Source organism: Ruegeria sp. CDSC054, assembly GCF_059610645.1.
In genome coordinates this window covers 76278-87998 of the sequence record NZ_JBXWOA010000004.1, presented here as the reverse complement: position 1 = coordinate 87998, position 11721 = coordinate 76278, and the positions used below count along the sequence as shown (strand labels likewise).

10 protein-coding genes and 1 riboswitch are annotated in these 11721 nt (G+C 56.7%); of the genes, 7 read left to right on the top strand and 3 right to left on the bottom strand.

Going from position 1 to position 11721, the window contains the following annotated elements:
* Positions 1-39 precede the first annotated feature (39 nt).
* Positions 40-145: riboswitch (TPP riboswitch) on the bottom strand.
* 130 nt (positions 146-275) lie between these two features.
* Entirely contained in the window at positions 276-1430 is a 1155-nt protein-coding gene (gene dnaJ / locus AC2FGC_RS10210; protein WP_496726248.1) for a molecular chaperone DnaJ, read from the bottom strand.
* 74 nt (positions 1431-1504) lie between these two features.
* Positions 1505-3415, bottom strand: a complete 1911-nt coding sequence (gene dnaK / locus AC2FGC_RS10205; protein ID WP_496726249.1) for a molecular chaperone DnaK — start codon at positions 3413-3415, stop codon at positions 1505-1507.
* 213 nt (positions 3416-3628) lie between these two features.
* On the opposite strand from dnaK, the gene AC2FGC_RS10200 reads away from it, so the two are divergent.
* Positions 3629-4231: an alpha-ketoglutarate-dependent dioxygenase AlkB family protein gene (locus AC2FGC_RS10200; protein WP_496726250.1), complete on the top strand. Its 603-nt coding sequence runs from the start codon at positions 3629-3631 to the stop codon at positions 4229-4231.
* Here the strand turns inward: AC2FGC_RS10200 and AC2FGC_RS10195 are convergent.
* The gene (locus AC2FGC_RS10195) at positions 4228-5049 is read right to left on the bottom strand and encodes an ABC transporter permease (protein WP_496726251.1); all 822 of its coding nucleotides are present in this window, start codon (positions 5047-5049) and stop codon (positions 4228-4230) included. The genes AC2FGC_RS10200 and AC2FGC_RS10195 overlap by 4 nt on opposite strands.
* Before the next feature lie 123 nt (positions 5050-5172).
* Between AC2FGC_RS10195 and cysQ the strand changes: the two genes are divergently transcribed.
* The 6 genes from cysQ to AC2FGC_RS10165 all read left to right on the top strand — a co-directional run bounded on the left by cysQ (position 5173) and on the right by AC2FGC_RS10165 (position 11718).
* Entirely contained in the window at positions 5173-5970 is a 798-nt protein-coding gene (cysQ, locus tag AC2FGC_RS10190) for a 3'(2'),5'-bisphosphate nucleotidase CysQ (RefSeq protein ID WP_496726252.1), read from the top strand.
* Positions 5970-6770 carry a 3-deoxy-manno-octulosonate cytidylyltransferase family protein gene (locus AC2FGC_RS10185; protein WP_496726253.1) on the top strand — a complete coding sequence of 267 codons (801 nt, stop codon included), beginning with the start codon at positions 5970-5972 and terminating at the stop codon, positions 6768-6770. Before cysQ ends, AC2FGC_RS10185 begins: the two co-directional genes overlap by 1 nt.
* Positions 6771-6838: 68 nt before the next feature.
* The gene (galE, locus tag AC2FGC_RS10180; protein ID WP_496782255.1) at positions 6839-7822 is read left to right on the top strand and encodes a UDP-glucose 4-epimerase GalE; all 984 of its coding nucleotides are present in this window, start codon (positions 6839-6841) and stop codon (positions 7820-7822) included.
* A 7-nt stretch (positions 7823-7829) separates the two neighbouring features.
* Positions 7830-8888, top strand: coding sequence for a glycosyltransferase family 2 protein (locus AC2FGC_RS10175; protein WP_496782253.1), 1059 nt, complete (start codon positions 7830-7832; stop codon positions 8886-8888).
* Positions 8889-9034: 146 nt separating this feature from the next.
* Entirely contained in the window at positions 9035-10021 is a 987-nt protein-coding gene (locus tag AC2FGC_RS10170; protein ID WP_496782251.1) for a glycosyltransferase family 2 protein, read from the top strand.
* Positions 10018-11718 carry a DUF5927 domain-containing protein gene (locus AC2FGC_RS10165; protein WP_496782249.1) on the top strand — a complete coding sequence of 567 codons (1701 nt, stop codon included), beginning with the start codon at positions 10018-10020 and terminating at the stop codon, positions 11716-11718. The genes AC2FGC_RS10170 and AC2FGC_RS10165 overlap by 4 nt, the downstream gene beginning before the upstream one ends.
* The last annotated feature ends 3 nt before the right edge of the window (positions 11719-11721 follow it).

The window sequence follows — 11721 nt, the reverse complement described above, 5'->3', positions numbered from 1 at the left end:
GCTCCGGTTCAAAATGGGCAACGGGCATGGAAAACGTCTAAGCACTATAAGACCGTTCCCTACGCCGGTATTGCCCGGATCAGGTTCGATGGGTTAGCGCGTTCACGCCTCTCAGCCCCCAAGCAGGGCACCCCAACGGTTGGGGCGACACTCTCAGGGGATGGCGGGAGAATCAAGGGCCAATTTTGGGGCAGATCACGGTCAAACTGGACTTATCAAATGCAAAAGCCGGCCTCGATGGGCCGGCTTGCGACAGAAGTTTACGAAGTGCTGGTTCAGCCCTTCATGCCGTCCCAGAAAGATTTGACGGATGAGAAGAAGCTTTTTGATTCCGGGTGGTTGTCTTCGCCCAGATCGTCAAACTCGCGTAGCAGCTCTTTCTGGCGGCTGGTCAAATTGACCGGGGTTTCCACCGCCAGTTCAATGAACATATCGCCAATTCCACCGCCGCGAAGGGCGGGCATGCCCTTACCGCGCAATCGCATCTGACGGCCTGACTGGCTGCCCGCCGGGATTTGTACACGGCCACGGCCACCGTCGATTGTGGGTACTTCGATCGAACCACCCAGCGCGGCTTTCCCCATGCTGACCGGAACGCGGCAATACAGGTTTACGCTGTCGCGCTCGAACAGCTTGTGGTCCGAAACTTCGACAAAAATATACAGGTCGCCCGGAGGGCCACCGCGCATCCCGGCCTCACCTTCACCGGCAAGACGAATGCGGGTGCCGGTTTCGACACCGGCCGGAATGTTGACCGACAGAGCACGCTCTTTTTCAACGCGCCCGGCGCCTCCGCAGGATTTACAAGGATTCTTGATGATCTGACCCAGACCCGAACAGGTCGGGCAGGACCGTTCGACTGTGAAAAAACCCTGCTGCGCCCGAACTTTTCCCATACCGGAACAGGTCGGGCAGGTTGTGGGCTCCACCCCACCTTCCGCACCTGATCCGTCACAGGCAGAACAGGCCACGGCGGCAGGTACGCTAATCGTCTTTTGCAGCCCCGAGAACGCCTCTTCCAACGTCACCCTCAGGTTATAGCGCAGGTCCGAGCCGCGCGCGGCACGCCGGCCACCGCTAGTTGCACCGCGCTGACCGCCCATGAAGTCGCCGAACAGGTCATCAAACACATCCGAGAATGCGCTGGAGAAGTCGCCCTGCCCGCCAAATCCGCCGCCGGGTCGGCCACCGCCGCCCATGCCATTTTCGAAAGCAGCGTGGCCAAAGCGGTCGTAAGCCGCTTTTTTGTCGCCGTCGCGCAGGACGTCATAGGCCTCATTCGCCTCTTTGAACTGCGCTTCTGCGTCGGGATTGTCCTTATTGCGATCTGGATGCAGTTCTTTGGCCTTCTTGCGAAAGCCTTTCTTGATCTCATCCGCCGAAGCGCCCTTGGACACGCCGAGCACTTCGTAATAGTCGCGTTTGGACATCAGTATTTCCTTCTGCCTCAACGTAATCGGGCCGGCCCGGCAACCGGACCGGCCCGAATTGGCCCGGTTACCCGTTAGTTACGCTTGTCGTTGTCCAGATCTTCGAACTCGGCATCGACGATGTCGTCATCACCAGCCGGAGCTTCATCAGCTGCCGCAGGCTCATCCTCGGCTTCCTCGGACTGTGCCTTGTAGATGGCTTCGCCCAGCTTCATGGCCGCTTCGGTCACGTTCTGAATGCCGGACTTGATCTTTTCGGCGTTCTCAGTTTCCAGCTCGTCCTTCAGCGCGGCAATCGCCAGCTCGATGGCTTCGATGGTGGTCGGGTCAACCTTGTCGGCATGCTCTTCCATTGACTTTTCGGTCGAATGGATAAGGCTTTCCGCCTGGTTCTTGGCGTCGACCAGTTCGCGGCGTTCCTTGTCAGCTTCCGCGTTCTCTTCGGCGTCCTTGACCATCTTGTCGATATCCTCGTCGGACAGACCGCCCGATGCCTGGATGGTGATCTTCTGCTCTTTGCCGGTGCCTTTGTCTTTGGCCGAAACCGAGACAATGCCGTTGGCGTCGATGTCAAAAGTCACCTCGATCTGAGGCATGCCACGCGGTGCGGGCGGGATATCTTCAAGATTGAACTGACCCAGGATCTTGTTGTCCGCAGCCATTTCCCGCTCACCTTGGAAACAGCGGATGGTCACGGCGTTCTGGTTGTCCTCAGCAGTCGAGAAGACCTGAGACTTTTTCGTCGGGATCGTGGTGTTGCGGTCGATCAGACGGGTGAACACGCCACCCAGCGTCTCGATGCCCAAGCTCAGCGGGGTCACGTCCAGCAGAACCACATCTTTGACGTCGCCTTGCAGAACACCGGCCTGAATGGCGGCACCCATGGCAACAACTTCGTCCGGGTTCACACCTTTGTGTGGCTCTTTACCGAAGAATTTGGTGACCTCTTCGATCACCTTCGGCATGCGGGTCATACCACCGACCAGAACAACCTCGTCAATGTCGCCCGCCGACAAACCGGCGTCTTTCAATGCGGCCTGACAGGGTTTCATCGACTTCTTGATCAGGTCGCCAACCAGCGATTCCAGCTTGGCACGGGTCAGTTTCATGACCATGTGCAGCGGCTGACCATTAGCGCCCATCGAGATGAACGGCTGGTTAATTTCGGTCTGCGAGGTCGAGGACAGCTCGATCTTGGCTTTTTCAGCAGCTTCTTTCAGGCGCTGAAGGGCCATCTTGTCTTGCGACAGGTCGACACCGTGTTCCTTTTTGAACTCGTCCGCCAGGTAGTTGACGATGCGCATGTCAAAGTCTTCACCACCCAGGAAGGTGTCACCATTGGTCGATTTGACCTCGAACAGCCCGTCGTCGATTTCCAGAATGGTCACGTCGAACGTACCACCACCAAGGTCATAAACCGCGATGGTTTGGGTTTCTTCTTTGTCCAGGCCATAGGCCAGCGCGGCGGCTGTCGGTTCGTTGATGATCCGCAGCACTTCCAGACCGGCGATTTTGCCTGCGTCTTTGGTGGCCTGACGCTGTGCGTCATTGAAATACGCGGGAACGGTGATGACCGCCTGCGTGACTTCTTCACCCAGATAGCTCTCGGCAGTTTCCTTCATCTTGCCCAGAGTGAAGGCCGAAATCTGGCTTGGGGAGTATTTTTCACCGCGGGCTTCCACCCACGCGTCACCGTTGCCGCCATCCACGATGGCGTACGGCACCATTTTCTTGTCCTTCTGGACTTCTGCATCATCCACACGACGACCGATCAGACGCTTGACGCCAAAGATCGTGTTGTCGGGGTTGGTGACCGCCTGACGTTTTGCAGGCTGACCGACCAGACGCTCATCTTCGGTGAAGGCGACGATCGAGGGCGTGGTCCGCGCCCCTTCTGCGTTTTCGATGACCTTCGGCTGAGAGCCGTCCATGATGGCCACACACGAGTTGGTGGTCCCGAGGTCAATACCGATTACTTTTCCCATATGTTCAATCCCTTTCTCTTCAAGGCGATGTCTCGAGGTCCGGACCCGTTATGGCATCCGGCCCCGATCTGGTTTGCACGAACAGCACTACACCATCGCGCGTCCCGGCGTATATAAGGGCGAGATCAGAGGCCTGCAAGCGGTGTAAAAGGCAGGTTTTCGGGAATCTGCGGCCTTTTTGGCAAGGTTTTGGCAAGGATTGGGGAATCTTCAATGGCGCGGCTGCTTTTGCGCGGATTTGACATCAGAAAAACCTATCTGGACGTTGCGGCACAAACGCAACTGATTGAGGCGTTGCGCCCGATTCTGAAATCTGCGCCGCTGTTCCGGCCGGTTACGCCTTCGGGCAAGGAAATGTCGGTGCGTATGACCTCGGCCGGGGCGCTTGGCTGGGTCACTGACAAAGGGGGCTACCGATATCAGGCGCAGCACCCTAAAGGAACAGTGTGGCCCGACATTCCCGATACGATACTGAGCATATGGCGCAAGCTTGCCAGCACCCAACGCGATCCGGATTGCTGTCTGATCAACTATTACGGCGAAGGTGCGCGCATGGGGCTGCATCAAGACAAGGACGAGGCAGATTTTTCATGGCCGGTCCTGTCGATATCGCTGGGCGACGATGCCCTTTTTCGCATCGGAAACGAAACCCGCGGCGGCAAGACCGAGTCGATCTGGCTGAACTCCGGCGACGTCGTAGTCATGGGCGGCCCCGCCCGCCTGACCTATCACGGGGTAGACCGCATCCGTTTCGGTTCATCCAAGCTGTTGCCCAAAGGCGGACGGATTAACCTGACCTTACGGGTCGCAAACTAGCGGCGCGCGCCCCAACTGGCTGACACATGCTGACGGGTGAAAAAGATACCCAGCAACCCAATCATCAACAAGGCCAGTCCAACCCAAATCGCATATTCCCAACTGGTGTTTCGCGGAAAGTAATTGCGAAAGACAAAGCCGCGGCACTGGTCGATTATGTGAAACAACGGGTTCCAGGCAAAGAAGCTCAGCATGAAGCCACCCAGCGCGTTCCCTACAACCATTTTACCAGAAAAAATCATGTTCAGACGTCGATAGATTGTACTGAGAATTCCCGTGGTGGTGGGAAACCATGGCGAGATTGCCATAAACACGACGCCCACCGCGCATCCGGTAAACCAGGCCAATATCAACATATAGAACGCGCCACCCGGTTCTTGGATCTCCAATGGCTCAACTGCGACAGTGTAGATGAAAAGGATCACAAGGATCGAGACCAACTGCGTGTAAAGCGACCCAAATGCGGTTGCCAACAGCGCAACCATCATGTTCATCGGAGAGTGCAGCATCATCGGGTTGTTTCCTGTTGCCACGCCAGAGACGGACGAGACGGCTTTGATATGGGTCAGGAACAGAAAGACACCTGACAACAGAAATAGGATAATGTTACCCCTGATCTTGGCGACCCGCGTGCCCAGCATCGACATGATCAGGTAAAACACGGTCACAAGTGCGAGAATTTGCAAGATATTCACAATGATCGCGATCACAGCATTCGAGTGTTTGGACCGTATTCCATGCGCCACCGCATGGAAGATAAGCTCGGAAGTCGTGAAAGCGCCGCCCAGAAGCGTCTGATTCCGCTTAAAATAAAACACTCAGTGCACTCTTTCCCGCTGAATTACCTGCAAACTGCCACGAAATTCTTGCCGTTCCGTAACCGGCACAGCATAAGACCCACAAGGATTTCGATCAACAAACTACAGCAACGGAGCATTTTTGTGACCTATGACGCCCTTATTCCCGTAATCAGACGTCTGGCGCTGGAAGCCGGGGACAAAATCATGCAGATTTACGAGGCGGATGATTTCGACGTCAAAGTCAAATCCGACGCCAGCCCGGTGACCGAGGCTGATGAGGCAGCCGATGCCTTGATTTCGGCGGGCTTGCGCGCGGCATTCCCGGATATTCTGCTGGTGACCGAAGAACAGGCCGCATCACATTCCGAAAAAGGCGACACATTTCTGATCGTCGATCCGCTGGACGGCACCAAGGAATTCATCAACCGGCGCGGTGATTTCACGGTGAACATCGCACTGGTTGAAAACGGAGTGCCAACCCGCGGCGTTGTGTATGCACCGGCCAAGGGGCGCATGTTCTACACGCAAGCTGACGGTCAATCGGTTGAGGAAACCGGCGCGCTGAACAAGGCACAGGCCGGCGACGTGACCCCGATTTCGGTGTCTGAACCGGACAATTCGGCACTTATGATCGTCGCGTCAAAATCACACCGCGATCAGGCGACCGAAGATTACATCAACAAATATCAGGTCAAGGACAGCAAAAGCGCGGGCTCGTCCCTGAAATTCTGTCTGGTCGCAACAGGGGAAGCGGACCTCTATCCCCGCGTCGGGCGCACGATGGAGTGGGACACAGCCGCTGGTCACGCCGTTTTGGCGGGTGCGGGCGGCAAGGTTGTTCGTTTCGATGACCACTCGTCATTGACCTACGGCAAGGACGGCTATGCAAACCCGTTCTTTATCGCCTACGCTCCGGGCGTTGACCTGAAGGAGGCCTGATGTCTGTTCTGATTGCCATCCCCGCCCGCTATGCCTCGACCCGCTACCCCGGCAAGCCGCTGGTTCCGCTGACCGGGGCAAGCGGCAACGCGATAACCCTGATAGAACGATCCTGGCGCGCCGCCTGTTCCGTATCGGGCGTGGACAAGGTGGTTGTCGCCACCGATGACGACCGCATCCGCGACGTGGCCGAAGGGTTCGGGGCCGAGGTGGTGATGACATCCGAGACCTGCGGCAATGGCACCGAGCGATGCGCCGAGGCCCATACTGCTCTGGGCGCGGGCTATGAGATCGTGGTGAACTTGCAAGGGGATGCGCCACTGACACCACATTGGTTTGTAGAAGACCTGATCGCCGGTCTGCGCGCCGCGCCCTACGCCGGGGTCGCAACGCCGGTTCTGCGCTGTGACGGAGATGCTTTGAACAGCTTGCTGAACGATCGCAAAAACGGGCGGGTCGGCGGCACAACGGCTGTATTTGCGACCGATCACAGCGCAATGTACTTCTCGAAAGAGGTTGTGCCTTTTACCGCCGAAACTTTTGCCGGCACCGAACCGACACCGGTGTTCCACCATGTCGGCGTCTACGCCTATCGCCCTGATGCGCTGTCAGCCTATCCAACCTGGCCAGTGGGACCTTTGGAGCAATTGGAAGGGCTGGAACAGCTACGCTTTATGGAAAATGGCCGCAAGGTTCTGTGCGTTGAGGTTGAGGCCAAGGGCCGCCAATTCTGGGAATTGAATAACCCGCAAGATGTGCCGAAGCTCGAAGAGATGATGGCCGCTATGGGGTTGGATTGACCCATTTTCACCTGAACTCCTGTCAAGACGACGTCTAACCGGGCGTCACACCGCAATTTGGAACGAATATGAAGAACATTCTTGTCACTGGCGGTGCCGGGTTCATTGGATCTCATGCCTGTAAGGCGCTTTCTCAAGCTGGTTACACGCCTGTGACCTTCGACAATCTGGTCACTGGCTGGCAGGATGCGGTGAAGTTCGGTCCGTTCGAACAGGGCGATCTGTTGGATCGTGCCCGGCTGGATGAGGTCTTTGCCAAATACGAGCCCTTGGCCGTGATGCATTTTGCCGCCCTCAGCCAAGTGGGTGAGGCCATGTCCGAGCCTGGCAAATACTGGTCCAACAACGTGACCGGTTCGCTGAATTTGATCGAAGCCACGGTGGCCGCCGGATGTGAGAACTTTGTATTCTCCTCCACCTGCGCCACCTATGGCGAGCATGACAATGTGGTGCTGGACGAAGACACGCCGCAACTGCCGCTGAACGCATACGGCGCCTCAAAACGTGCCATCGAAGATATCCTGCGCGATTTCGAGACCGCGCACGGGCTGAACCACGTGATCTTCCGGTATTTCAACGTGGCCGGTGCCGACCCCGATGGCGAGGTGGGTGAGTTCCACCGCCCGGAAACCCACCTTGTGCCGCTGATGCTGGATGCCATCGACGGCAAGCGCGACGGATTGACGGTATTCGGGACGGACTACGACACACCAGACGGCACCTGCATCCGCGATTATGTACACGTTTGCGATCTGGTCGACGCCCATGTCTTGGGGCTGAACTGGCTGGAGCAAGACAAGGGCAGCCGCGTGTTCAACCTTGGCACCGGGTCGGGGTTTTCGGTGATGGATGTGATCAGCCATTCCAAGGCCGTCACCAACCGCGACGTGCCTTTCGCGATCGGACCGCGTCGAGCGGGCGATTGCACCAAGCTGGTATCCGGTTCTGTTCGTGCGGGTAACGAGCTTGGCTGGTCCCCGGAAAGATCAACGTTACAGACAATGATTGCCGATGCATGGCGCTGGCATCAGAACGGCCATTACGAAAAATGAGCTTATTGTGACTGGTACAGGGGAAGATACGCTTCCGCCCATCTCATGGGTGCAAATGTACAAGTTGCGGCTAAAACGACAGCGGTTGTTGTGGCGGTCCTTTCGCAGCCGCCATCAATTGTCCTGTCTGAGCGATCGCACGGCGAACATCATACCCGGTGGTATTCTGGCCTTCACCACGCTGCGCAATGAAATCACCCGCCTGCCCTGGTTCCTGCGCCATTATCGCGCATTGGGCGTCAATCACTTTCTGATCGTCGACAACGACAGCGACGATGGCTCGGTGCCCTTTCTCAAGGAACAGCCGGACGTGTCACTGTGGCAGACCCGGGACAGCTATCGCACGTCGCGCTATGGGCTGGATTGGCTGACTTGGTTGCAAATGCTTTATGGGCACAACCACTGGACCCTGATGGTCGATGCGGATGAGTTGCTGATCTACCCCGATCATGACACCTGGCCCTTACCCGACCTGACGAAATGGTTAGATGATCAGGGACGTGTGGCATTCGGCGCGCTGATGCTGGATCTTTACCCTAAAGGCCCGCTGGGGGAACAAGGCTATGATCCTGAAACCGACCCGACCGATGTGGTGAGTTGGTTTGATGCCGCCCCCTACCGCGCACAACGGCAAAGCCCGCTGGGCAACCTTTGGGTGCAGGGCGGCGCGCGAGAGCGTATGTTCTTTGCCGACGCCCCACGCCGATCTCCGACGCTGAACAAAATCCCGTTGGTCCGGTGGTCGCGGCGCTACGCCTATGTGAATTCATGCCATTCCGCATTGCCGCGCCACTTGAACGCCAGTTACGGAGGGCCCGGCGAAAAAGCACCTTCCGGTGTTTTGTTGCACACCAAATTCCTGCCCGAAGTTGTGGAAAAATCAAAGATCGAGAAAGAGCGTCGGCAACACTTTCACGATCCCGAACAGTTTGCAGACTACTATGACGGCATCACGGATCGCCCCGTCATGTGGGCGCCAGAGTCCAAGCGATACACCGGTTGGAACTCATTGCAGCAACTGGGTCTGATGGGAACACTTGACTGGGAAAGCCACAACTCAAACTAACGGTTTTAAAGTCGTTGCTTCGAAAGATGGAAAAATGGCATAAAACGGCAATTGTCCGGTACCACTCTGGCTTGTAAAGGCTCCGGGCACGCTCGCGTAAATAACAAAGGTTGGGCAGTCGCGTGGGCCTATTGGATTCATACCGAATGAGATTGCGGCGCAAGCGCCGTATATTGCGTTGCCTTCGAAAGCGGCGCGACCTTATTCCCGTTTCCGTAAAAACAAATTCGATAAAACGGAAAGACGTCCTGCTGGTCAGCGTCATACGGAATGAGAAAATCCGCCTGCCATATTTTCTGGCCTACTACCGGCAACTGGGCATAAACCATTTTCTGTTCGTTGATAACGCCAGCAATGACGGGTCACTTGAATATCTGGCGGGTCAACCCGACGTCTCGGTCTGGCGAGCCGATGCAAGCTATAAGCGTGCGTCGTTTGGGGTGGACTGGACAAACTACCTGCTGCGCAAATATGCACACCGCCACTGGGTTCTGACCGTCGATCCGGACGAATTCTTCATCTATCCATTCTGCGATACCCGGCCGATCCGTGCCCTGACCGACTGGCTGGACGGCTGCGCCGTGCGCAGCTTCAGTGCAATGCTGATCGACATGTATCCCGAAGGACCAGTCGAAGACGCCATCTATTCCGAGGGCCAAAACCCGTTCGAAATCGCCAAATGGTTTGATGCAGGCAATTATACGATCACAAAGAACCCGACCTACGGGAATCTCTGGATTCAAGGCGGACCCCGCGCGCGTGTGTTCTTTAAGGACACGCCGAAAAAAGCGCCTGCGCTAAACAAGATACCATTGGTGAAATGGGACAAGCGCTATGTCTATGTCAGCTCGACCCATGCGCTGCTTCCACGCGGATTGAACCAGGTGTTTGATGAATGGGGTGGCGAAAAAACAAGCGGTGCGTTGTTGCACGCCAAACTTATCAGCACATTGGGCGAGAAAGCCCAGGAAGAGATGGAGCGCGGCCAGCATTACCGCAGCTCTGACGAATATCGCGCCTATGCCGAACATCTGGCAGACATGCCCGAGCTTTGGTGCGACAAATCCGAAACCTACATCAACTGGCGACAGCTTGAGATTCTGGGCCTCATGTCTAAAGGAAACTGGGCATGAGCGATCTGGGCATCATTATGCTGGTTCACACCGCGCTGAACCGGGCCGGCCAAGTGGCTCGACACTGGACCTCTTCGGGGTGCCCGGTGGTGATCCACGTGGATCGCAAAGTGCCAAACAAGGTCTATGCGGAATTCGTTGCCGCCTGTGCGAATGACCCGCTGATCCGGTTTTCTGACCGTCATGTCTGCAACTGGGGAGGGTGGGGCATCGTTGCCGCCTCGCAATCTGCTGCCACGCTGATGCTTGAGACGTTTCCAGATGTCCGCCATGTTTTCCTGACTTCGGGCTCCTGCCTTCCGTTGCGGCCAGTGGATGAATTGGTCAACTACCTCGCGGACCGGCCGCGCGTGGATTTCATCGAAAGCGCCACAACCTCTGATGTAAGCTGGACTATGGGGGGCTTGGATCAGGAACGCTTTACCCTGAGATTTCCGTTCTCGTGGCGCAAGAACCGCAAACTGTTCGATGCCTATGTGAAACTGCAGCGCGCATTGCGCATTCGACGCTACATACCCGAAGGGTTGGTGCCGCATATGGGTAGTCAATGGTGGTGCCTGACCCGCCAAACCCTGTCAGCCATATTGCAGGATCCAAAACGCGAGACCTATGACCGGTATTTCCGGCGCGTCTGGATTCCCGACGAAAGTTACTTCCAGACGCTGGCGCGCCTGTATTCGACCCATATCGAAAGTCGGTCTCTGACCCTGTCCAAATTCGACTATCAGGGTCGTCCGCATATTTTCTATGACGATCACCTGCAGCTGCTGCGCAGATCCGACTGTTTTGTTGCCCGTAAAGCCTGGCCAAACGCGGATCGCCTGTATCAGGCCTTTCTGACCGATCAGGCCGGTGCCATGAAACCCACAGAGCCCAACCCGAGCAAAATTGACCGGGTGTTTTCCAAAGCAGTCGAACGGCGCACACGTGGGCGTGACGGGTTGTACATGCAAAGCCGGTTTCCACGGCACGGCAACGAAAACGGGCTGACGTCCTCTCCGTATTCAGTTTTTCAGGGCTTTACTGAAGTATTCGAAGATTTTGAACCCTGGTTGACCAACATCACGGGCGCGCGTGTCCACGGGCACCTGTTTGACCCTAAGCGCGCTGAATTCGCTGGAGGAGAAACCATCGTCAACGGCGGCCTCAGCGACTGCGCAAAGCTGCGGGACTACAACCCAACGGCTTTCCTTTCGAACCTGATCTGGAACACGCGCGGCGAAAAACAGTGTTTTCAGTTCGGCCCCGCTGACACGCAAGAGATCAACTGGCTCCTAGCTCGGGACAAGAATGCGCTGATTTCAGTCATAACCGGGGCTTGGGCGATCCCGCTTTTTCGATCAAACCTGAACTTTGCCGATATCCGGGCTGAAGCCGCACGGCTGCAGCAGATCGAAACCAAGCAACTGGAAATCCTGTCTTCAGTCTGGACCAAGGCGCGGGTTCGCAAGTGGACACTGGCAGAATTCGTTGAATCTCCGGTCGAGCCCTTGCAGACCGCGGTCGAGGATACCGGAACCACCCAAACCAGCCACCTGACCGAAGCACCGAAAATGGTGGATCTGTCCGGGTTTGGCCAGTTCCTGCAAAACCTGAAGAACCAGGGCATGCACCCTTATCTGATGGGCGATTTCCCACCGGACGACAGCTTTGCGGACCGGGTCCGGCCATATCGAAAACCCTATCTGGTGCAGTAAAGC